Origin of the sequence: Bradyrhizobium sp. CCBAU 45394 (genome assembly GCF_028128655.1) — a bacterium.
Taxonomy (GTDB): domain Bacteria; phylum Pseudomonadota; class Alphaproteobacteria; order Rhizobiales; family Xanthobacteraceae; genus Bradyrhizobium; species Bradyrhizobium diazoefficiens.
This window is the reverse complement of the sequence record NZ_LBIX01000147.1, coordinates 13,427-35,283: the sequence shown is the minus strand read 5'-3', so window position 1 is coordinate 35,283 and position 21,857 is coordinate 13,427. Positions and strand designations below refer to the sequence as shown.

Below are 21,857 nucleotides of genomic sequence, written 5' to 3'. Positions count from 1 at the left end.
AGGCCTTTGTCGGGCACCTGCTGCGCCGAATGTCGGCATTGAGACTTAATGCCAGAAACCTGCCACTACGCGCCGCTACGAAGTGCCTGCTGAGCCTGTGAATCCACTTCGGCACACGATTTGCTCTGTTCACCGCATCATCACCACTGGACGGGCACTATATTAGCGGACACTTCAGTGGCGGGTACGGTCGAACTTCTTTCACCCATCGCTGCGGTCAGTCGATCTATGGCGATGCCGACAGGTTCGATGTCACCCGGCGGCATAACCCGCACCTGTCGTTCGGCCAGGGGCCGCATCTGCCTGGGCGGTTCACCGGCGCGCCTGGATTGCGATGCGCCTTCCCCGCGCTGTTCGTGCGGCTGGAGATCTGGCGCTGACCATCGCCGCGGAGGACGTCGTCTACATGAGTCTTACGTCATTCGCTGCCCGCAGCGGCTGCCGATCACCTTTCGCCCTTCCATCGCCTAGAGAGTGAAGTGTCACCATGTCCGAACAACCCTTGCCGACGCTACCGAAGTGGCGCGTCGATCACATCGAGCCCTCGCCCGAGATGTTGGCGCTACGCGCCAACGGTCCGATCCACCGCGTGCGTTTCCCGTCCGGGCACGACGGCTGGTGGGTGACGGGCTACGACGAGGCCAAGGCGGTGCTGTCCGACGCGGCGTTCCGGCCCGCGGGAATGCCGCCGGCGGCCTTCACCCCGGATTCGGTGATTCTGGGTTCGCCGGGTTGGCTGGTCTCGCACGAGGGGGGCGAGCATGCTCGGTTACGCGCGATCGTGGCGCCGGCCTTCAGCGATCACAGGGTGAGGCTGCTCGCGCAGCAGGTCGAGGCGATCGCCGCGCACTTGTTCGAGGCGCTGGCGGCCCAGCCCCAGCCTGCCGACCTGCGGCGCCATCTCTCTTTTCCACTTCCGGCCATGGTCATCAGCGCGCTGATGGGCGTGCACTACGAGGATCACGCCTTTTTCGCAGGGCTGTCCGACGAGGTGATGACGCACCAGCATGAAAGCGGCCCGCGTCGCGCGTCGCGCCTGGCCTGGCAAGAACTGCGTGTCTACATTCGCGGCAAGATGCGGGACAAGCGCCAGGATCCGGGCGACAACGTGCTGACGGATCTGCTCGCGGCGGTCGACCAGGGCAAGGCGAGCGAGGAAGAGGCGATCGGACTGGCGGCGGGCATGCTGGTGGCTGGGCACGAGAGCACCGTCGCGCAGATCGAATTCGGCCTGCTGGCCATGTTCCGCCATCCGCAACAGCGCGAACGCCTGGTCGGCGATCCATCCCTGGTGGACAAGGCGGTGGAGGAAATCCTGCGCATGTACCCGCCAGGTGCGGGCTGGGACGGCATCATGCGCTATCCGAGGACCGACGTGACCATCGCGGGCGTGCATATTCCCGCGGAGAGCAAGGTGCTGGTCGGCCTGCCGGCGACGTCGTTCGATCCGCGCCATTTCGACGACCCGGAAATCTTCGACATCGGACGTGACGGTAAGCCGCACCTGGCGTTCTCCTACGGGCCGCACCACTGCATCGGCGTGGCGCTCGCCAGGCTGGAACTCAAGGTGGTGTTCGGTTCGATCTTCCAGCGCTTTCCCGCGCTGCGCCTGGCCGTGGCGCCGGAAGAACTGAAGTTGCGCAAGGAGATCATCACTGGCGGGTTCGAGGAGTTCCCGGTGCTCTGGTGATGCGCGGACGCCGCCAGGGATCGCGATCTTCTCCGCAATTTGCCGGCGCGCCTGGCGCGCGCCGGGCAGATCAGTCAGCCAACAGGTAACCTAGATGGACGTGCAAGAAACCACGGCAGCATGCCGGGACGCCTTCGCCGAACTGGCGTCGCCAGCGTGCCTCCACGACCCGTATCCGTTCATGCGGTGGTTGCGCGAGCACGATCCGGTGCATCGCGCGGCATCGGGCCTCTTTCTGTTGAGCCGCCACGCCGACATCTACTGGGCGCTCAAGGCCACGGGCGATGCGCTTCGGGCACCGGCGCCGGGCGAACTGGCGCGCTATTTCCCGCGTGCGGCGACCAGCCTGTCGCTCAATCTGCTGGCGTCCACGCTAGCGATGAAGGATCCACCGACGCATACGCGTCTGCGCCGGCTGATCTCGCGCGATTTCACCATAGGCCAGATCGACAACCTGCGGCCGAGCATCGCGCGCATCGTCGCAGCGCGCCTGGACGGCATGGCGCCCGCGCTGGAGCGCGGGGAGGCGGTGGACCTGCATCGGGAATTCGCGCTGGCCTTGCCCATGTTGGTCTCCGCCGAATTGTTCGGCATGCCCCCGAACGACATGTTCGGGCTCGCCGCCGGCATCGGCGCCATTCTGGAAGGCCTGCGCCCGCACGCCAGCGATCCCCAGCTCGCCTCGGCGGACGCGGCCAGCGCCAGGGTGCTAGCCTACTTCGGCGACCTCATACCGCGCAAGCGCTCCGATCCCCGCCACGACATCGTGTCGATGCTGGTCGGCGCGCATGACGACGATGCCGACAGGCTGTCGGATGCGGAGTTGATCGGCATGCTGTGGGGCATGCTGCTGGGCGGCTTCACCACCACTGCTGCGGCCATCGACCATGCGGTCCTGGCGATGCTGGCGTATCCCGAACAGCGGCACTGGCTGCAGGGAGACGGCGTGGGGGTAAAGGCATTCGTAGAAGAAGTCCTGCGCTGCGACGCGCCCGTTATGTTCAGCTCCATTCCACGTATCGCCCAGCGCGACATCGAACTGGGCGGCGCGGTGATCCCGAAGAACGCGGACGTGCGCGTGCTGGTCGCGGCCGGCAATCGCGACCCGGACGCCTTCGCCGATCCCGACCGCTTCGATCCCGCGCGGTTCTGCGGCACCAGTCCTGGCATGTCGACCGACGGGAAGATCATGCTGAGCTTCGGTCACGGCATTCACTTCTGCCTCGGTGCGCAACTGGCCCGGGTGCAGTTGGCCGAGAGCCTGCCGCGGATCCAGGCTCGCTTCCCCACGCTGGCGTTGGCCGAGCAGCCGACCCGGGAGCCGTCCGCGTTCCTTAGGACGTTCCGCGCGCTATCGGTGCGGCTGCATGCGCAGGGGGGCTGAGATGCGCGTCGTGGTCGACCAGGATCTGTGCGGAACCACCGGGCAATGCGTGCTGACGCTGCCGGGCACCTTTCGGCAGCGCGAACCGGACAGCGTGGCCGAAGTGTGCGTCGCGAAGGTCCCGCAGGCGCTTCACGCGGCCGTGCGGCTCGCGGCCAGCCAGTGCCCGGTCGCCGCCATTCGGGTCATCGAAAGCGACGCTGGCGATGACGAGCGCGCCAGCGCCGACCCTGCGCCTTCTCCGGCGGAGGCCGAGCGGCATGCCGCGAAAGACCAACGCAATCCAGGAGGACACGATGGGACGGTTTGAAGGCAAGGTGGCCGTGGTGACCGGCGCCGGCGCCGGCATCGGCAAGGCATGCGCCCGCGCCATTGCGCGCGAGGGCGGCAGAGTGGTGGTGGCCGACATTGATGGCTCGGCGGCCAGGGCCTGCGCCGCGCAGATCGCGGCCGAAGCGGGCGACGCGCTGGCCCTGCCCATCGACATCGCCAATGCGCAGGCGGTGGCAGCGCTGTTCGAGACGGCGGAGCGGCAATTCGGTGGGGTCGACCTGCTGGTGAACAACGCGAGCGCCATGCATCTGACCCCGCGCGACCGCGCGATCCTCGACCTGGACCTGACGGTCTGGGATCAGACCATGGCGACCAATCTGCGTGGCACGCTGCTCTGCTGCCGGCAGGCCATCTCAAGGATGATCGCCCGCGGCGGTGGCGCGATCGTCAACATGTCGTCGTGCCAGGGGCTTAGCGGTGACACCGCGCACACGTCCTACGCCGCGTCGAAGGCGGCGATGAATATGCTGTCGGTCTCGCTCGCCACCCAGTACGGTCATGCGCAGATCCGCTGCAACGCGGTTGCGCCGGGTCTCATCATGACCGAGCGTCTCGTCGCCAAGCTGGACGAGTGCATGCAACGGCATCTGCGCCGGCACCAGCTCCTGCCGCGCGTCGGCCGCCCCGAGGACGTGGCCGCGCTGGTGGCGTTCCTGCTCTCCGACGATGCTGCGTTCATCACCGGCCAGGTCGTGTGCATCGACGGCGGCATGCTGGCGCATGTGCCGACGTACGCCGACGGTGGCAACAGCCGCGCCGCGCGGCCTGCCGGCGACACCGCCGAAGCGGCCGCGGCGCCGCGCGGCTGATGGACATGCTGCTCAACCCACTGGACCGCCGGCACCGGCTTCGGTGCGATATCCCGGTCGTGCCCGGCGCTTTCCCCCTTGTCGGGCATCTTCCCGCCATCGTCTGCGACCTGCCGCGCCTGCTGCGGCGCGCGGAACGGACGCTGGGCAGCTACTTCTGGCTGGATTTCGGCCCTGTCGGACACCAGATGACGTGCATGGATCCGGATGCGTTCGCATTGCTCCGGCACAAGGACGTGTCCTCGGCGCTGATCGAAGAGATCGCGCCCGAGTTGCTTGGTGGAACGTTGGTCGCCCAGGACGGCCGCGCGCACCGGCAGGCGCGCGATGCGATCAAGGCGGCGTTCCTCCCCAAGGGGCTGACCGAGGCCGGCATCGGCGATCTGTTCGCGCCTGTCATCCGGGCCCGGGTGCAGGCGTGGCGCGACCGCGGCGACGTAACCATCCTGCGCGAAACCGGCGACCTGACGCTCAAGCTCATCTTCAGCCTCATGGGAATCCCCGCGCAAGACCTGCCGGGATGGCATCGCAAGTACCGGCAACTGCTGCAGTTGATCGTCGCGCCCCGGATCGACCTGCCCGGACTGCCCTTGCGGCGCGGCCGCGCCGCCCGCGACTGGATCGACGCGCAGTTGCGCCAATTCGTCCGCGAAGCGCGCGCGCAGGCCGCGCGCACCGGGTTGATCAACGACATGGTGAGCGCCTTCGATCGCAGCGACGATACGCTCTCCGATAACGTCCTAGTCGCCAATATCCGCTTGCTGCTGCTTGGCGGTCACGAAACCACCGCCTCGACGATGGCCTGGATGGTGATCGAGCTTGCGCGGCAGCCTGGGCTATGGGACGCCCTGGTCGAGGAGGCGCAACGCGTGGGCACGGTGCCGGCACGCCCCGCGGACCTGGCGCAGTGTCCGGTCGCCGAGGCGCTGTTCCGCGAGACGCTGCGCGTGCACCCGCCGACCACGCTCCTGCTGCGGCGCGCGCTGCACGAATTGCAACTCGGCCAACGGCGCATTCCCGCGGGCACCCATCTGTGCATCCCGCTGCTGCATTTCTCGACCTCGGCGCTGCTGCACGAGGCGCCTGATCAGTTCCGCCTGGCGCGGTGGCTGCAACGCGCGGAGCCGATCCGGCCGGTGGACATGCTGCAGTTCGGTACCGGCCCACACGTCTGTATCGGCTACCACCTGGCATGGCTGGAACTGGTGCAGTTCGGGATCGCCTTGGCGCTGACCATGCACAAGGCCGGGGTGCGGCCGCGGTTGCTGAGCAGCGCCGAAAAAGGCCGGCGCTATTACCCAACCGCACATCCGTCCATGACAACCCGCATCAGATTCTCATGAGCTGGCATCGCATGCTCCGTGTGGCGAGGCAGCCGCGTCGGCGACGCGCGGCGTTTCTGCACTCGGCGCGCGCGCTCGGTCCGACGCCGGCAACACCGCGGCGGCTCGCCGCCCGCCGTGGCCGTCTCCTGTCAGATACAAGGACATGAACAACATGCAGCCCGGTTCCACGCTACACGACCGAACTGGCGTTTCCGTGCTGGGCGTATTGGGCGCGCAGGCGCGCAGCGCATCCGGCCCGCTGCTGCCGGAGATCTGGATGCAGGACGGCGCAAAGCGGGTCGAACAGGCGCTGGCGCGTCTTCTCTGCGCCGAAGACGACGGTGAGACCGAGCTGATGGCGGCGATGCGCTACGCCACCTTGCATGGCGGGAAGCGTACCCGCGCCTTGCTCTGTCTGGCTGCCGGCGCATTGGCCGACACGCCGGCGCACATGCTCGACGACGTCGGCGCCGCCATCGAGATGATGCACGCCTGTACCCTGGTCCACGATGACCTGCCCGCGATGGACGACGACGTGCTTCGCCGCGGCCTTCCGACCGTGCACGTCAAGTTCGGCGAAGCCACTGCGATCCTGGTCGGCGATGCGCTGCAGGCGCACGCCTTTCTGACCCTGGCGAGCCTGGATGCGCCGGGCGACACCCGTATCGCGCTCGTGCGCGAACTGGCGCAGGCGGTGTCCGCCGAGGGTGGTGCCGCAAGCGGGCAGGCCATGGATTTGTCGCTGGTTGGAAAGCACGTCGAACTGGACAGGATCGTAGCGATGCACCGGATGAAGAGCGGAGCGCTAGTGCGCGCATCCGTTCGCATGGGCGCGCTATGCGCCATCGCGGAGGATGCTGCGAACGCTGCGCTGTACTCTGCGCTCGATCGCTACAGCGCCTGTTTCGGCCTGGCGTTGCAGGTGGTCGACGACATTCTCGACGCGTCGGCGGATACCGCGACCCTGGGCAAGACCCCCGGCAAGGACGCGGCGGCGCAGAAGCCGACCTGCGCGTCGATCATGGGGCTGCAGGCAGCGCACCAGTTCGTGTTGGATCTGTTGCGCGACGCCGGGGAGGCCATCGCCCCGCTGGGGTCGCGTGCGGAACGGTTGGCGCAGATCCTGCAGCGGGCCAACGCATATCTGTTCAAGCACGCGCCATGCGCATGAGCGCGCCCATCCGCATGCGGCTCGCCCCTGTGCCGCTGCGATCGGCCGGCGGCAGCGGTGCATGATGCATTGTGTCCGAGTCCGCGGCACCGATCGCAGCGGTTGCCCAGCACGGCCGCGGCGCACGCGGCGCGCTGCGCGCAAGCCTATGCGGCGGACCGGCGCTAGCATCGGGGCGCGTCGCCGCGCCGGAGCAGGGCGGCCGTCCGGCCTTTCCCATGCGCCGAGCCGCGACGGGGCCTGCGGCGACGTGCGCGGCGTCTGCCCGATCCTGGTTCGCGTCAACCGTCTGCAGAAGGAACATCCCGCGTGAACGCGCTGTCCGAACAGATCCTTTCCGAATTGCGCCACCTGCTGAGCCAGATGAGCGATGGCGGCAGCGTCGGTCCGTCCGTCTACGACACGGCGCGGGCTCTTCAATTCCACGGCAACGTCACCGGTCGACAGGACGCATATGCGTGGCTCATCGCGCAGCAACAGGCCGATGGCGGATGGGGAAGCGCGGACTTCCCGCTGTTCCGCCATGCGCCCACGTGGGCGGCGTTGCTGGCATTGCAGCGTGCCGATCCTCTTCCCGGCGCTGCCGACGCAGTCCAGGCTGCAACCCGATTCCTCCAGCGCCAGTCCGATCCCTACGCGCATGCGGTGCCGGAAGACGCGCCGATCGGCGCGGAGCTAATCCTGCCGAAGTTTTGCGGCGAGGCCGCATCCTTGGTGGGCGGCGTGGCGTTTCCGCGCCACCCGGCGCTGTTGCCGTTGTGGCAAGCGTGCCTGGTCAAGCTGGGGGCGGTGCCGACGTTGCCGAGCGGCCATCCGTTGCTGCACTCCTGGGAAGCCTGGGGGACGTCCTCGACCACCGCATGCCCGGATAACCACGGCAGCATCGGCATCAGTCCGGCGGCCACCGCCGCGTGGCGTGCGCACGCCGTGACACAGGGGAGCACGCCGCAGGTCGCGCGCGCCGATGCGTATCTGCAGGCGGCATCGCGGGCGACGCGCAGCGGCATCGAAGGTGTCGTTCCCAACGTCTGGCCGATCAATGTGTTCGAGCCATGTTGGTCGCTGTACACGTTGCATCTGGCCGGGCTGTTCGCGCATCCCGCGCTCGCCGAGGCGGTGCGCGTGATCGTCGCGCAGCTCGACGCCCGCCTGGGAGCGCGCGGTCTGGGCCCGGCCTTGCACTTTGCGGCCGATGCGGACGACACCGCCGTTGCGTTGTGCGTCCTGCACCTTGCAGGCCGCGACCCGGCGGTCGATGCGTTGCGCCATTTCGAAATCGGCGAGCTGTTCGTCACCTTCCCCGGCGAGCGCAATGCCTCGGTGTCGACCAACATCCATGCCCTGCATGCATTGCGACTGTTGGGAAAGCCCGCCGCCGGCACCAGCGCCTACGTCGAGGGCAATCGCAACCCGCACGGTCTATGGGACAACGAAAAATGGCACGTTTCGTGGCTGTATCCCACCGCGCATGCGGTCGCTGCGCTGGCGCAAGGCAAGCCCCAGTGGCGCGACGAGCGCGCGCTGGCGGCGCTGCTGCAGGCGCAGCGCGACGACGGCGGCTGGGGCGCCGGTCGCGCGTCCACATTCGAGGAAACCGCCTATGCGCTGTTCGCGTTGCACGTGATGGACGGGAGCGAAGAGCCGACAGGGCGCCGGCGCATCGCGCAGGCGGTGGCGCGTGCGCTGGAGTGGATGCTCGCCCGCCATGCGGCGCATGCATTGCCGCAGACGCCGCTGTGGATCGGCAAGGAACTGTATTGCCCCACCCGGGTCGTGCGCGTGGCCGAACTCGCCGGGTTGTGGCTAGCGCTTCGTTGGGGGCGGCGCGTCCTGGCCGAGGGAGCAGGAGCGGCGCCATGATCCAGACCGAACGCGCGCTGCAGCAGGTGCTGCAGTGGGGGCGTTCCCTGACCGGGTTCGCCGACGAGCATGCCGTGGAAGCGGTCAGAGGCGGCCAGTACATCCTGCAGCGCATCCACCCGAGCCTGCGCGACATCAGCGCCCGCACCGGCCGCGATCCGCAGGACGAAACGCTGATCGTGGCGTTCTATCGCGAACTGGCGCTGCTGTTCTGGCTCGACGATTGCAACGACCTTGGCCTGATCGCGCCGGAGCAGCTCGCCGCGGTGGAGCAGGCGCTGGGGCAGGGCGTGCCGTGCGCGCTCCCCGGATTCGAGGGCTGCGCTGTGCTGCGCGCTTCGCTGGCCGCGCTCGCCTACGATCGTCGCGACTATGCTCAGCTTCTCGACGATACCCGGTGCTACTGCGCGGCGCTGCGCGCCGGACACGCGCAGGCGGCAGGGGCGGAACGCTGGTCCTACGCCGAGTACCTGCACAACGGCATCGATTCGATCGCCTACACGAACGTATTCTGTTGCCTGTCGTTGCTGTGGGGGCTGGACATGGCGACCTTGCGCGCGCGTCCGGCGTTTCGCCAGGTCCTGCGGCTCATCTCCGCGATAGGGCGCCTGCAGAACGATCTGCATGGACGCGACAAGGACAGGTCGGCCGGTGAGGCCGACAACGCGGCGATCCTGCTGCTGCAGCGCTATCCGGCTATGCCTGTGGTGGAGTTCCTCAACGACGAGCTGGCCGGCCATACGCGCATGCTGCACCGGGTGATGGCGGAAGAACGTTTTCCCGCGCCGTGGGGACCATTGATCGAGGCCATGGCGGCAATCCGCGCGCAGTACTACCAGACCTCGACCAGCCGCTACCGCAGCGACGCTGCGGGAGGAGGCCAGCGTGCGCCGGCCTGAACGCGCGGGAGGTGGCGGCGTGCGCGCGCTGCCGTCGGTCCGATCCGACGCAACGCCGTCGCCCGATGCGACGGATGGAGCGAGCATGAGCGACACCGCCCTGAGCCGACGCAAGGACGACCATCGGGACCTCGTGCTGGATCGGCGAACGGCGCCGGCCACGGTCGCCGCCGACTGGGAGTACATCCGGTTCGAACACTGCGCATTGCCCGAGTTGGACCTGACACATATCGGCCTGCGCGCCTCGCTGCTGGGCAAAACCATGCGCGCCGCTGCCGATCATCTCCATGACCGGCGGCATGCCACCCGCCGAGGCCATCAACCGGCATCTGAGCGAGGCAGCGCAAGCCTTGGGGATCGCCATGTGCGTCGGTTCGCAGCGCGTGAGCCTGCAATCCCGCAACTCCCAGGGGCTGACGCGCGCGCTGCGCCGCCTGGCCCCAGACATTCCCTTGCTGGCCAATATCGGCGCCGCGCAACTGCGCGAGGCCGACGGCCTGGACCTGGCGCGCCGGGCGGTGGATGCGCTGGAGGCCGACGGACTCATCGTCCATCTCAATCCGCTGCAGGAAGTGGAGTGTTTGCGGGCGCAGCCAGCGTGGCTTAAGCTCAATACTTGGGAACCGGCTCGAACTCAAATAATCACGCGGTGTCAGGCTACACGCGGAGCAATGGACTTACATGCAGCCCTATACGGTGGCTAATCCTAATGGCACCCAGCGAGACAACTACGGTACTAGCGGGAATTACAACCCCAACAACGGGCATTTCGGCACCGCACGCCGCGCCACTGAAGGGGCGACGCATGGCCAATCCACTCGCAATAGCGGCAAGTCTTGGACCCCAAAGGATGTCCAACAGCTGAGACAAATGGCGAAGGGCAACACGCCCACCCGAGTCATTGGATTCAAGCTCGGTCGTACGGATGCGTCCATCTATGGCAAAGCCTCGGCTGAGGGCATATCGCTCAGTCCGACGAATCACCGTACAACCGCCGCAAGTAAACTTTGATGCGCCGATAAGTCGAGCGAGAGAGGGGCGAGCGATGGGGACCTGCTCCGTCTGCGGCAAGCCTGCGGGCTCTTTGCGGCGATTCATCCGGAGTGTGAGTTTGCAGAAACGATCGTCGGAGCCGGGCCGCACGTAGCAAAGACTGCGTCGATCTACGGTAATATCAGGGAGAGAATGGGGCGCCCATACGAGCTAGAGTCGGCCCGCATAACAGAAGTGGTGGAAAGAGTTCAAGCGCTCAAACGGGAGGGGCGGCTTGCCGCGATTCCAGACGCTGATGCTGGAGGCGTCGGCCGGATTCCACTTCACGATCACACGCGCGCGCGCCTGACCGAAGGTGCGTGGATCCTGCGACCGCTTCGCTTCGAGGCGGACGAGATCGTTCAGGAGAGCCGAAGTAACGGTCTCGTCGTGCCAGCGCATGTTCTTGAACTTGATACCGTTGCCGGAAATGGTCGCCGTCTCGACGCGACCGAGGACGTGGTCGAGCGCGGCGACGTCCTTGATCCAGTTGCGGCGCTGGATCGCGAGGCCTTCCTTCCAGGCGCGTGCGGGGATGGCGTTGATGCCATCGTGCGGACGGTAGTGATAGACGTCGATGAACTCGTGGATCAGCTCGTTGAGGTCTTCTAGCGTGACAAGCGCGTCAGCGGTGCAATGACGCAAGGAGGTCGCATACCTAGCTTGGGATCGAGCCTGCTGCAACGGCTGTCGCGTTCGACCTCGGCGGTTTACGCGAGCCGCGCCTAGTTGTATGAGGTGTCCAAATATTGCAGGATTTCTTCAGTCAGGCGCCAGTTTTCGCGGATTTTGGATGTCGAAGGAGCCATACATTTTTTGGTGAGCGCCAGCTGGGCGGTGGCGGACACCACAAGCCACTCGGGGCCCTCGTTGGACGATAGTTGTCAATCGGCTCGTGGGCGTGGAAGTCTTATGGCTGCTGGTGTAGAGGTGGGCGGGAGCAGGGCGTCAGCTCGTAGCGACTGGAATCGTGTGGGCGCCGAGGCGCTTTATCGCTTGCCATTTGCCGACCTGACGTTTCAGGCGCAGAGCATTCATCGCGACAACTTCGATCCAAACCGCGTCGAAACCGCAAGCCTGCTCAGCATCAAAACCGGTTGGTGCCCGGAAGACTGCGGCTACTGCTCGCAAAGCGCGCATTACGACACTGGCCTCAAGGCCACTCGTCTGATGAATCAAGCCGATGTGGTCGCCACCGCACAGCGCGCCAAGCATGCCGGCGCGGCTCGCTTCTGCATGGCTGCCGCCTGGCGCAGCCCGAAAGACCGGGATCTTGATCAGATATGCAGCATGATCACGGCAGTTAAGGGGATTGGCATGGAGACGTGCGTCACGCTCGGCATGCTCACGCCGAAGCTGGCCGCGCAGCTCGCTGATGCCGGGCTCGATTTCTACAATCACAACATCGACTCCTCGCCCGAATTCTACGGAAAAATCATCACAACGCGGACCTTGCAGGATCGCATCGAGACGCTTGCGCATGTGCGCGAGGCCGGCATCAAGGTCTGTTGCGGTGGAATTGTTGGTATGGGCGAGCGCGTCGAGGATCGCCTCGGCATGCTCGTGCTTCTCGCCAATCTCCCCCGACATCCGGAAAGTGTGCCGATCAATCTCTGGAACGAGGTCCAAGGCGTGCCGGTCAATGAAACCGCCGAGCGCCCGGACCCGATCGCGCTGGTGCGCCTGGTCGCGACGGCCCGGATCATGATGCCGAAGAGCGTGGTGCGGTTGTCGGCCGGACGGCAGTATATGACGGACGAACTGCAAGCACTTTGCTTTCTGGCCGGCGCAAATTCGATCTTCATCGGCGATGTGCTGTTGACGACCAAAAACCCGGTGCGAGACCGCGACAAGAATTTGCTGGAGCGGCTCGGCATCACATCCGGGCTTGCCTGAGTGGAGCGGAGCTGCGAGCGCGCTCTCCGCAGAACCCGGCTTAGGTGGGGAATGCAAGTTACGGTGATGAACGGCAAAATTCATCGCGCGTCGGTGATGGAGACTGATGTGCTCGGTGAAGCCTCGATTTGGATTGGTCGTGCGCTGCTCGATGCGCAGGGTTTCTAATCAATGAGCGCGTCGAGATCTACGATATGAAAACTGGAGCGCGCTTCGCCACCTCTTTTGTTGAAGCCCCTCCTGGATCTGGCACAATAAACTTGAACGGTGCGGCCGCGCGGCTCGCAACGCCCGAAGACAAAAGCTTATGCTGCTTCGACCAGGTGGAAGCTAAACTCTCAAAACACGCGTTGTCCTGGTCGACCGGGAAAATCGCATCTTGCGAAGTTAACAGCCAAAAAGACCGTTGCTGAAGCCCCAGACCATCGCGCCGCAAGAACCTCTTGCGAGATGGATCGCTACTTGAGAATGACGAATGGATTCAAAGCACGCGACCAGATTTCGCAACTATGTCGCAGCCTTGCATGCACTGAAGGATGACCACCGGCTGCGCGGCCTCAAGCCGCGCGTGGGAATAGATTTCACTTCAAACGATTATCTGGCGCTCGCGAGCGCGCCGCGCATGAAGAAGGCTATCGTGGCCGCCCTGCATGACGGCACGCCGATCGGAGCTGGCGGTTCGAGGCTTCTGCGCGGCAATTGCGAGGAGCACGAACGTCTCGAGGCACAAGCGGCACAATTCTTCAGCGCCGATGCAGCGCTTTTTTTCAGCAGCGGTTACGTCGCAAATTTTGCCGTCCTGACAACGCTGCCACAGCGGGGCGACCTGCTTGTTCTCGATTCTCTCGTGCACGCAAGCATTCATGAAGGCGCGCGAGCCGGCCGGGCCGACGTTCGGATAAGCGAGCACAATGATCCCCAGTCGGTCGAAAGCACGATCCGTGACTGGCGAACCAGCGGCGGAGTGGGCCGCGTCTGGATCGTGGTCGAAAGTGTCTACAGCATGGATGGCGATTTTGCTCCCCTCGGAGAGCTGGTCGCGCTTGCGGACAGATACGATGCGTTCCTGATGGTCGACGAGGCTCACGCAACAGGCGTCTACGGCGAGCAGGGACGCGGGCTCACCGCGGCCTATGAGCGACGCGGAAATCTGTTGGCCGTTCATACTTGCGGCAAGGCGCTTGGGGCCGTCGGCGCGATTGTTACGGCTGCCAGTGCGCTGCGCGATTTCATGGTCAATCGCTGTCGTCCGTTCATCTTCGCCACCGCACCGTCACCATTGATGGCTGTAGCTGTGCGGGAGGCGCTTTCAATCCTGCAGGAAGAGCCCGAGCGTCAGCAGCGTTTGGCTAGCCTGGTCGCGTTTACCCATCGGGAGATCGGTTTGCGCGGTCTTCGGAGTCCTTCGGACACCCAGATCGTGCCGTATATTGTTGGCGACAATGCGCGCGCGATGCAGCTCGCCTCGGCATTGCAGGCTCGCGGCTTCGATATCCGCGGGATTCGGCCGCCAACCGTACCGGTGGGCACGGCCCGTTTGCGAATTTCAGTGACACTCAACGTCGGGGAGGATGACGTGCGTGCAATGCTAGATGCGCTCACTGAGGAGACGAAGGGCTGGCTTCGATGAGCCGGCGGATCGTGGTGACCGGTACCGATACCGGGATTGGAAAAACGGTCTTTTCCGCAGGCCTCGCTCATCTGCTCGGGGCAAACTACTGGAAACCGATCCAGGCTGGCCTCGAAGGTGAGACCGACACCCAGCTCGTCGTACGGCTGGGAGGTCTATCAAGCGATCGGGTGATCCCGGAGCTTTACCGTCTGCGAACGCCCTCTTCGCCACATCATTCCGCGGAACTCGACGAAAAGCGTATTGATGTGGATTCGCTTCATCTGCCGGACACCGGCGAGCGGCCGCTCGTGATCGAGGGGGTCGGCGGGCTGATGGTGCCCCTGACGCGAGGCGCACTTCTCATTGAGGTCTTCGAGCGATGGCAGCTTCCTGTGGTGCTATGCGCGAGGACGGCACTGGGTACCATTAATCATTCGCTGCTATCGGTAGAGGCCCTGCGGAAGCGCCACATCAGTATTCTTGGGGTTGCATTCATCGGTGAACGAAATCCTGAGACTGAAAGCGCAATCTGTGACATCGGGCGAGTGCGCTGGTTGGGGCGATTGCCCTGGCTCTCCCCTCTCACGCCAGAAACGCTCCACGCCGTCTTCAAAGATGCGTTTGTCCGCAATAATTTCCTGAACCTGTGATGCCAAAGAAGAGATCGGCGATCTGGCATCCGTTCACGCAACATGCGCTTCAAGACGAGATGATCGAGGTCGTACGTGGTAGTGGTGCTTATCTCCATACCTCGGACGGTCGCCGTATCCTGGATGCAATCTCGTCCTGGTGGGTCGTGACCCACGGGCATTGCCATCCCCGGATTGTCAGCGCGCTATCCAGGACAGGCAGGCAAGGTAAATCAGGTCATCTTCGCTGGCTACACCCACGATTCGGCCGAAAAGGTTGCGGGGCAGCTCCTGAAACTTGCGCCCCATGGACTTGACCATGTCTTCTTCTCTGACAGGGGCTCGACCAGCGTGGAAGTCGCTCTGAAGATGGCGCTCGGCTACTGGCGCAATATCGGCGAGCAGCGAACGCGCATCGTCATGATGCAACATTCCTACCACGGTGATACGATAGGGGCGATGTCGGTTGGCGCCCGTGGCGTCTTCAACGCGGCGTATGGGCCGCTGCTGTTCGAAGTTATCTCAATCCCGTTTCCCGCGAGAGACCGTGAGCAGGCAACGCTCGATGAGCTCGAGCGTGCATGTCGAAACGAAAGGCCCGCCGCCTTCATTGTGGAGCCTCTGATATTGGGCGCGGGCGGGATGCTGATGTACCCGGCCTGGATGCTCAAGAAGATGAAGCAAATCTGCGAGGCCTCAGACGTCCTGTTCATTGCCGACGAGGTCATGACAGGCTAGGGCCGCACCGGAACACTGTTTGCCTGCGAGCAGGCCGAGGTCACGCCCGATATCGCCCGCTATTCGAAAGGCCTCACGGGAGGGGCGCTTCCGCTCGCGGTGACGCTCTGCCGTGCGGAGATTTTCGACGCATACTATTCGAAAGATCGTACGCGGACCTTCTTTCATTCGAGTTCATATACGGCCAATCCGGTGGCCTGCGCCGCGGCAAAGGCCAATCTCGATCTCTGGCAGGATCAGGAAACTTACCAGCGCCTGGCCTCGGTCGCCACCATGCAAGAACAGGCAATCCAGCCATTCCGCGCCGATCCGCGTTTTGCAAACGTCCGCCGGACCGGAACCATCACAGCGCTCGATCTCAAAACAAACGATTATCTCGCGGCCATCGGTCCGAAGCTTCAGGCATTTTTCAGGGACCGAAATCTGTTACTGCGCCCGCTCGGCAATACGATCTATGTGATGCCGCCCTAATGCGTTACGGCAGCCGATCTTGATGAAATCTATGCCGCGATTGGTGATGCGGCCGATGCGCTCGCTTGAGGAGGCGATTTGGGTGGCGCGCACCGGCAGCTCCCCGAAAGATCTGAGACAATACCTGACATACCGCGCAACCGCACGCGCCCTAATCGCGCTCCCATACCTGTTGGCCAGCACGACCTAAAGGTGCTCCCCTTACAAGGCCGGATCGGCTGAGACGTTCCTTCCTCGCGATGACGAGATCGCCGGACGTTTCCGCGCGTAGCGTGGTGACAATTCGGCTGCACGAGACCGGGCGGGGCCGCTAACGATCGACGTCGCCTGGCCAGTTGAAGATCGTCAAAGATAGGCAAAAGACGCAGGATTTAATCGTTTAGGTGCTGCTGATTGCATCAATCAAGATCAAATTCTCTCCTACAGTAAGAAATTCTCTGCGGGGGCGCGCTTGAATAGAGTGCGGCGCTTCGCGAAGAAGGCGTACATCAGAGTCACAGTCTGGCGCCTGGCAGTCCGTACATGCCGCGAGAATCGGAATTGGCGACGCCGCACTTTGACGTGTGCGAGCGCGGTGCTGCGGAATGGACAATGCATGAAGATATCCACATAACGCCGACAGGAGGCGACAATGCGCAACGACTATCATGCTTCCCAGCACGGTTCAGCTAGGTGCTGCGCTGTATGTGGCGGAAGGTTTGGGCTTATCCGCTACTACTGCTGGCAAACGGCGCTTTGCTCCAGGAAATGTGTCGACCGCTTCAAGGCGCGGCGGGAGACCGACCACAAGTGGCTTCGCTGGTTGCGAACAGCTTGATGCGTGGTATCCGACTGGCTGCAGCCGACCGTGCTCTCGGCAGATAGGTGTCGGGAGAATAGTTCTGCAACAATCATCGAACCAAGCGGGGCAGTTTCAAGAGTGGCAGGAACGAATCAAATGGGAGAAAGCTCGGCAACAAGCCGCAGCCATAGTAAAATCGACCGACTTTCTCGGATTTCGAGCGACACAGTTGTCCCGATCGTGCTGCCTAATCCTTGAAAGTCGTGGAAATCAGGCGCCTATCGGGCGGCTAAGGTTGCCGAGCGGGTCCGCCCGTGAGACGGTTCCGCGTTTTTAAGGATGGGGATGCGCCAAAAGAAGGCGGTCAACCCGAGGCGCACCAAAGGCGGGGGCTTTTCGTCAGCAGATGCAAGTGCGCAGAACGGTGGTCGTTCATACGATCCTCGCCGGTCACATGGTTCGGGTACATGCCGCACGCCGCAACGAAGCCGGCGTGCAGGTCGTGACCATGGGCCAGCTTGCCGCGAGGCTTGCTGGCGGCCTTCTTCAGCCGGTCGATCTCAACGTCCTCAAGGAAGCCGTCAGCGCCACGCTTCCGGACGTCGAGATGGGCGAGCTCGAGCCTATTAAGGGGCTGCCGGGAATGGCGTCGGCCGTCACCGCCACGTTCGACAAGGCCTGGCGCGCTGGAATTGATCTGTCGGACGTCGGCCATCCGCGAACCGGCGCATTGGCGTCGCTTGAGCAGGCCGTCGTCCGGCGCTTGCCAGCATCGATGAAGCGTCCGCGCGATCTGGTCGAGATGGCTCTGCGACGGATTGGGCATGCGCCGGCAGTAATTGGTGCTCTGGAAATCCAAGGCCACAGCGAGATGTCGCCGTGCTGGCGGCCCCTCCTGATCGCGCTCGCGGGGACCATCCCGGCGTCGTGGATTGCCGGACCGAGGCATGTGCCGGATTGGCTGAAGGGCACGAAAGTCGAGGTGGTGACAGCGCCGGCGACCGAGCCACAGCCTGACGGCCACACCTTTCTCGGCCAACAGGTCCTGGCGCACCACGTCGGCATCGCCGCGATGCCGAATGAGCCTCTCGCGCAGCCAACCCTCTAGGCCGTCGAGACGCTTCGGCCGCTCAGGCGACTTGAACGGCTTCACCCCGCCCGCCGCCACGTAGTCCTTCACCGTGTGATGGCTGCAGCCCAGCTGCCGCGCAATCCGCTTCGCACCCCACCCGCACGCCCTCAGGCGCATCATCTCCGCCACGTCATCCGGCGTCTTCATCACCTGCCCCCGTGGATCATTCCACGGCGAGCCTTCAGTGATTCGTTCCCGCTTCATTCACTCTCTCCTCAGCTATCCGAGGAGGGGGCAATTCCTCGTGACGCTGGGGGGGGCAGTTTTCCATGGCGCGCGACACACGGGTGAGACGGCAAGAGTGAGTGCTGGGCGCGATACCCAAGCTCCGCGGTTTGGCTGAAGGCAATCACACGTCTGCGCACGGTGCCTCAGACACCCGACGTTTGGGGGCAGCACATAGCGTCCAAAAAATTGGGCGACAGATTGCCTTCAATATCTAGTGACGCGGACATAAATGGTGTGCCGTGCATCGATCTTGTCCAGAAGGCATGAGCCAACTCATCGCAACAGCCTCTGCGACCGCCACGAGGTCCGCCTAGCAGCCGAGATCGGCGGCAAACTCACAATGTCCAATGAGCTTCAAATCACCGATGCACATTGCATCGTACGCCAAATGCCGCGGCTGTTAGGCGGTATCATTCACATTCGAAGCTCGTGAAAAATGGCCGTGCGAGCATTTCGCACGGCCAAGTCAGCGAGGAAACGCCCAAAAGGGCGGCTGAAGGGAGCATCTAGATGAGTAGAACTCATCTAGAACTCCAAGCCAGCGCAGTCGCGCAACCGCGCAAGCTGAATTCTGATATACCCGCTTCAGCGCGCTGAATGGCGGCGAGGTTCCATGTGGGGTGCATGATTTGTGCGCAACAATCACTTCAAACGCAGCTATTAGAGTTATCGTTCGATCCGAGCGCATCACAGTGCACTACAGATCTTGGTCCTAGTTGATCCGAGGCAACAGCAACGAGAATTGGCGCGGATACGCTGTCTTTCACGCGCCAGTTCAGGATTTCGAAATCAATCCTGATTAGGTAGTGCCTTGTCATCGTCAGAGTGAAGCGCGCCAGCTTCGATCTCACTCAACATCAACCCGCTCCTTTTGGGTCGGCGTTCGTCAGCAGTACGGCGTCAACGTAGGATCAATCGAGGCACGCAATGAGCAACGTTGTTTTTAGCATTTGTGGTAAGTCGTCGACCCGCCGCGGCATTCGAATCGGGTTGCGTGAGCAAATGGCCCTGCTCGGAGTTTGCGGTGTCTTGGTTACAGGTTCAATCTGCGCGACCGCTCTCCACTACGCGAGCGTTGTTCAGCACGAGTCTAACGCGAGTGATGAAGTGAAATCGCATGTCATGTCCTTGTCACAAAGTTTTTTGGAGTCAGGCCTGATCACGAGCGAATTCCTTCGCAAGCCAACCGAAGTGTTGATAAAAAAGCATGCCGATCAACACGAGCGTCAGCTCGCAGACCTAAGTCGCGTCGAAGCATTAGTGACGGCCTTGCCAGATGAGAGCCCGTTGAGGCAGGCGGGCGCTCTCCGGCCGATCATCAATATCTATGCGACACGCTTTCAAAACGTTGTCTCGGCGCAACGCAACCTCGGCTTCAATGAGGATGACGGGTTTCAAGGAAAATTGCGTAATGCCGTCCACGCTGTTGAGCAACGACTTGATCAGGTGAAGCAGCCGCGTCTTATGATCTTGATGCTCATGATGCGTCGCCACGAGAAGGACTTCATCTTGCGGGGCGAAGACAAATTCGGTGATCAGCTGACTCAGCGTGAGGCAGACTTCGAAAGTGAGCTTGGTCAAGCGACCCTGGCTCCAGAAGCAAAATCTCAGGTCCTCGAACTCATCCGTGCGTACAAGGCAAGTTTTGTATCGCTCATGGTCACGCGCGAGACGCTGAACGACGAAGTGGATGATCTCGGTCAGATCTACGACCGCATTCGCCCGGTAGTCGTGAAGATCATGGCTGCCGCGGACGCGCATTCGGAGGCTGCCGAAACCCGAGCGGAAGAAATTCGGCGAAATCTGCTCTGGGTCATCGGGTTTGCGACAATGCTCGTAGGCCTGCTCGCGTTACTGTTTGGCAGGCGCATTGCTAAAACAGTCGCGGCAATGACTTCGGCCATGCGCCAGCTTGGCGAAGGGAGGTTCGACGTGGTTCTACCAGCGCTGGGCCGAAAAGATGAGCTTGGCGAAATGGCCGAAGCGGTAGAAATGTTCAAGCTGAGGGCGCACGAGAGAGCCCAAGCAGAGCTCGACGCCAGGGCGGAACAAGACCAGACTGCTGCCGTTCAGCGCAGGGCAGATATCGCGCGGCTCGCCGGCGAATTCGAGGCTACCGTGGGACAGGTGATTGACACAGTCTCGGCTGCCTCGACGCAACTTGAAGCGTCGGCACGAAGCCTTACCAGTTCGGCTGATCACAGCCGGGAACTCTCGCTCGAAGTCGCCTCCTCATCGGAAGAAGCGTCGGCTAATGTTCAGCACGTGGCAACCTCGACAAACGAAATGGCGACAACGATCGCTGATCTCGGCCAACGGGTCGAGGAGGCGGCCGATATGGCGCTCGAAGCCGTTCGCAAGACGGAACTCAGCGATCAACGCATGGTTAGTTTGGCGGCCGCGACGGAGCGGATCGGCAGCGTTGTTCAGCTGATCGCGGCGATCGCGCGGCAAACAAATCTGCTCGCGCTGAACGCGACCATCGAAGCCGCGCGCGCCGGCGACCGCGGCAAAGGGTTCGCAGTTGTTGCCCAGGAGGTGAAAACTCTCGCTACTCAAACTGCGCAAGCGACCGTAGAGATTGGCGAACAAATTGGGGGCATTCAGTCAGCGACGACTGAAGCAGTTGCCGCGATTTCTGAAACGGGCGCAATCATCGCGCGCATCTCGGACATTGCTATGACTGTCGTCTCTTTCATCGGTGAGCAGAAGACTACGAGTAAGAGTATGGCGTTCAATCTGCAGGAAGCCGCGACCAGGACCACTCAAGTGGCGGCGAGCGCGGGTGAAGTCACGCATCGCGCGAAAGAAACTGAAGGGGCGTCAATGCACGTACTGAGGTCTGCCGAGCTGCTATCGCAGGAAAGTACCCGGCTGAAGCGCGAGCTCGATGATTTCCTAGGGAGGGTTCAAGCGGCCTAACTGAGCGGTCGGGACTGGGCTGAGCGCACCAAAAGGTTGGGCGCTCGTGTTCCGAACCTGGACATCTTTTCTCAGCAACTGATCGAGCGCGTTGACGGTGGGTGGCTCATCACGAAAAAGGGTCGAGCCGTACTCAGCCTCATGGAGGCGCCCCTGACTCCTGCAGAACCGCAGCAAGGGATGGAGGCAACAGCTCCAGAGCTCCCGAAATCTGTGCTAAACAAGTCGCTTTGGTGTTGAGGGCCTGCGCCGGCAGAAGCATCAGTCCCGACGTCCCGCCTTCGATAGGCGAAGGCGTTCCACGCGATCCTAGCCCAGCCGTTTACGAGGCCGCGCTCGCTCGATAGCAGCTATAGGTGGTGGGAACATCGCCTTTGTGATATCCGCGCCGGCTTTGACAGTTGGCAGCGGTGTCAAATGCCGCTGCGCCAATTCTGCAATGACTGAATGACCTAGTTGACCCCAGGCCAGGGCGGACGACGTGTTGGCAACGAAGGCTGCCGTGCAGATCGGGAGTATAAGTCTAAGCGGTGTCACTATGCTTTCCTCGGGATTGATGAAATGCCTCAAGTAAATTGCTGCTCGGTCAAAGATCCTTGAACTAGGGCACGTTGACCGGCGGCATGGGTGCAGTCGGGCGCGGCTCCAACCCAGTATGGTGCTGACCGCGAGCCGCCAACAAATCCCGCGCATTCGACAAGATTATTCAAAGCTGAATCGCAATTATGAAACGGCTCACATCCGATGCTTTGACGACGAGCGCGAAGGGGGCGCGGCGAACCTGCAGCGCAATGAGACCCACGGGTCCGTTCACCAAATCCCACAATCGATATCCCTTTCGTCTTGCCGCAAAACGGCGAGCACGGCGGTGGCGGCGACGAAAACATGCACTCTCTTGCGACAAGGGACGGAATTATGCATCGAATTTGAACGAAAATGCCGATC

15 protein-coding genes and 3 pseudogenes are annotated in these 21,857 nt (G+C 63.2%); 16 read left to right on the top strand and 2 right to left on the bottom strand.

The window, feature by feature from the left end; translation table 11 throughout:
* Positions 1 to 487 precede the first annotated feature (487 nt).
* The 9 genes and pseudogenes from WN73_RS15195 to WN73_RS15155 form a co-directional block, all read left to right on the top strand.
* Positions 488 to 1,690: a cytochrome P450 gene (locus WN73_RS15195; protein WP_161533312.1), complete on the top strand. Its 1,203-nt coding sequence runs from the start codon at positions 488 to 490 to the stop codon at positions 1,688 to 1,690.
* A gap of 94 nt (positions 1,691 to 1,784) precedes the next feature.
* Entirely contained in the window at positions 1,785 to 3,074 is a 1,290-nt protein-coding gene (locus tag WN73_RS15190; RefSeq protein ID WP_271553538.1) for a cytochrome P450, read from the top strand.
* 1 nt (position 3,075) lies between these two features.
* Positions 3,076 to 3,384: a ferredoxin gene (locus WN73_RS15185; RefSeq protein WP_097669443.1), complete on the top strand. Its 309-nt coding sequence runs from the start codon at positions 3,076 to 3,078 to the stop codon at positions 3,382 to 3,384.
* Entirely contained in the window at positions 3,371 to 4,216 is an 846-nt protein-coding gene (locus WN73_RS15180) for an SDR family oxidoreductase (RefSeq protein ID WP_097669442.1), read from the top strand. The genes WN73_RS15185 and WN73_RS15180 overlap by 14 nt, the downstream gene beginning before the upstream one ends.
* The gene (locus WN73_RS15175; RefSeq protein ID WP_271553535.1) at positions 4,216 to 5,559 is read left to right on the top strand and encodes a cytochrome P450; all 1,344 of its coding nucleotides are present in this window, start codon (positions 4,216 to 4,218) and stop codon (positions 5,557 to 5,559) included. The genes WN73_RS15180 and WN73_RS15175 overlap by 1 nt, the downstream gene beginning before the upstream one ends.
* Positions 5,560 to 5,713: 154 nt before the next feature.
* Entirely contained in the window at positions 5,714 to 6,712 is a 999-nt protein-coding gene (locus WN73_RS15170; RefSeq protein ID WP_271553546.1) for a polyprenyl synthetase family protein, read from the top strand.
* A 309-nt stretch (positions 6,713 to 7,021) separates the two neighbouring features.
* Positions 7,022 to 8,572 (top strand): hypothetical protein, encoded by a 1,551-nt coding sequence (locus WN73_RS15165; protein WP_161533315.1) that lies wholly within the window; start codon positions 7,022 to 7,024, stop codon positions 8,570 to 8,572.
* The gene (locus tag WN73_RS15160) at positions 8,569 to 9,471 is read left to right on the top strand and encodes a terpene synthase family protein (protein ID WP_271553533.1); all 903 of its coding nucleotides are present in this window, start codon (positions 8,569 to 8,571) and stop codon (positions 9,469 to 9,471) included. The genes WN73_RS15165 and WN73_RS15160 overlap by 4 nt, the downstream gene beginning before the upstream one ends.
* A gap of 85 nt (positions 9,472 to 9,556) precedes the next feature.
* A pseudogene (locus WN73_RS15155) lies at positions 9,557 to 10,043 on the top strand (type 2 isopentenyl-diphosphate Delta-isomerase); the annotation flags it as partial.
* Between the two features lie 631 nt (positions 10,044 to 10,674).
* On the opposite strand, the gene WN73_RS15150 reads toward WN73_RS15155, so the two are convergent.
* Entirely contained in the window at positions 10,675 to 11,148 is a 474-nt protein-coding gene (locus WN73_RS15150; protein WP_097669437.1) for a Mu transposase C-terminal domain-containing protein, read from the bottom strand.
* A gap of 267 nt (positions 11,149 to 11,415) precedes the next feature.
* Between WN73_RS15150 and bioB the strand changes: the two genes are divergently transcribed.
* From bioB to WN73_RS15120, 6 genes and pseudogenes are all read left to right on the top strand, one after another.
* Positions 11,416 to 12,399 (top strand): biotin synthase BioB, encoded by a 984-nt coding sequence (gene bioB, locus WN73_RS15145; protein ID WP_271553532.1) that lies wholly within the window; start codon positions 11,416 to 11,418, stop codon positions 12,397 to 12,399.
* Between the two features lie 194 nt (positions 12,400 to 12,593).
* On the top strand, positions 12,594 to 12,812 hold the full coding sequence (locus WN73_RS44655) for an aspartate 1-decarboxylase (RefSeq protein ID WP_442870099.1): 219 nt from the start codon (positions 12,594 to 12,596) through the stop codon (positions 12,810 to 12,812).
* Positions 12,813 to 12,874: 62 nt separating this feature from the next.
* Complete coding sequence (locus WN73_RS15135) at positions 12,875 to 14,029, top strand: 8-amino-7-oxononanoate synthase (RefSeq protein ID WP_161533319.1); 1,155 nt, start codon at positions 12,875 to 12,877, stop codon at positions 14,027 to 14,029.
* Positions 14,026 to 14,661 carry a dethiobiotin synthase gene (gene bioD, locus WN73_RS15130; protein WP_271553531.1) on the top strand — a complete coding sequence of 212 codons (636 nt, stop codon included), beginning with the start codon at positions 14,026 to 14,028 and terminating at the stop codon, positions 14,659 to 14,661. Before WN73_RS15135 ends, bioD begins: the two co-directional genes overlap by 4 nt.
* A pseudogene (locus WN73_RS15125) lies at positions 14,661 to 15,918 on the top strand (adenosylmethionine--8-amino-7-oxononanoate transaminase). Before bioD ends, WN73_RS15125 begins: the two are co-directional and overlap by 1 nt.
* A gap of 1,205 nt (positions 15,919 to 17,123) precedes the next feature.
* Positions 17,124 to 17,738, top strand: coding sequence for a hypothetical protein (locus tag WN73_RS15120; RefSeq protein ID WP_179880035.1), 615 nt, complete (start codon positions 17,124 to 17,126; stop codon positions 17,736 to 17,738).
* A 69-nt stretch (positions 17,739 to 17,807) separates the two neighbouring features.
* Here WN73_RS15120 and WN73_RS15115 read toward each other — a convergent pair.
* Positions 17,808 to 17,879 (bottom strand): annotated as a pseudogene (locus WN73_RS15115) (helix-turn-helix domain-containing protein); the annotation flags it as partial.
* A gap of 1,038 nt (positions 17,880 to 18,917) precedes the next feature.
* Here WN73_RS15115 and WN73_RS15110 point away from each other — a divergent pair.
* The gene (locus tag WN73_RS15110; RefSeq protein WP_097669431.1) at positions 18,918 to 20,912 is read left to right on the top strand and encodes a methyl-accepting chemotaxis protein; all 1,995 of its coding nucleotides are present in this window, start codon (positions 18,918 to 18,920) and stop codon (positions 20,910 to 20,912) included.
* Positions 20,913 to 21,857: the final 945 nt, after the last annotated feature.

Excerpts from the sequence above, each read along its gene's own strand:
- WN73_RS15195 (WP_161533312.1), top strand. The coding sequence starts at position 488 with ATGTCCGAACAACCCTTGCCGACGCTACCGAAGTGGCGCGTCGATCAC.
- WN73_RS15190 (WP_271553538.1), top strand. The coding sequence starts at position 1,785 with ATGGACGTGCAAGAAACCACGGCAGCATGCCGGGACGCCTTCGCCGAA.
- WN73_RS15185 (WP_097669443.1), top strand. The coding sequence starts at position 3,076 with ATGCGCGTCGTGGTCGACCAGGATCTGTGCGGAACCACCGGGCAATGC.
- WN73_RS15180 (WP_097669442.1), top strand. The coding sequence starts at position 3,371 with ATGGGACGGTTTGAAGGCAAGGTGGCCGTGGTGACCGGCGCCGGCGCC.
- WN73_RS15175 (WP_271553535.1), top strand. The coding sequence starts at position 4,216 with ATGGACATGCTGCTCAACCCACTGGACCGCCGGCACCGGCTTCGGTGC.
- WN73_RS15170 (WP_271553546.1), top strand. The coding sequence starts at position 5,714 with ATGCAGCCCGGTTCCACGCTACACGACCGAACTGGCGTTTCCGTGCTG.
- WN73_RS15160 (WP_271553533.1), top strand. The coding sequence starts at position 8,569 with ATGATCCAGACCGAACGCGCGCTGCAGCAGGTGCTGCAGTGGGGGCGT.
- bioB (WP_271553532.1), top strand. The coding sequence starts at position 11,416 with ATGGCTGCTGGTGTAGAGGTGGGCGGGAGCAGGGCGTCAGCTCGTAGC.
- WN73_RS44655 (WP_442870099.1), top strand. The coding sequence starts at position 12,594 with ATGAAAACTGGAGCGCGCTTCGCCACCTCTTTTGTTGAAGCCCCTCCT.
- WN73_RS15135 (WP_161533319.1), top strand. The coding sequence starts at position 12,875 with ATGGATTCAAAGCACGCGACCAGATTTCGCAACTATGTCGCAGCCTTG.
- bioD (WP_271553531.1), top strand. The coding sequence starts at position 14,026 with ATGAGCCGGCGGATCGTGGTGACCGGTACCGATACCGGGATTGGAAAA.
- WN73_RS15110 (WP_097669431.1), top strand. The coding sequence starts at position 18,918 with ATGAGCAACGTTGTTTTTAGCATTTGTGGTAAGTCGTCGACCCGCCGC.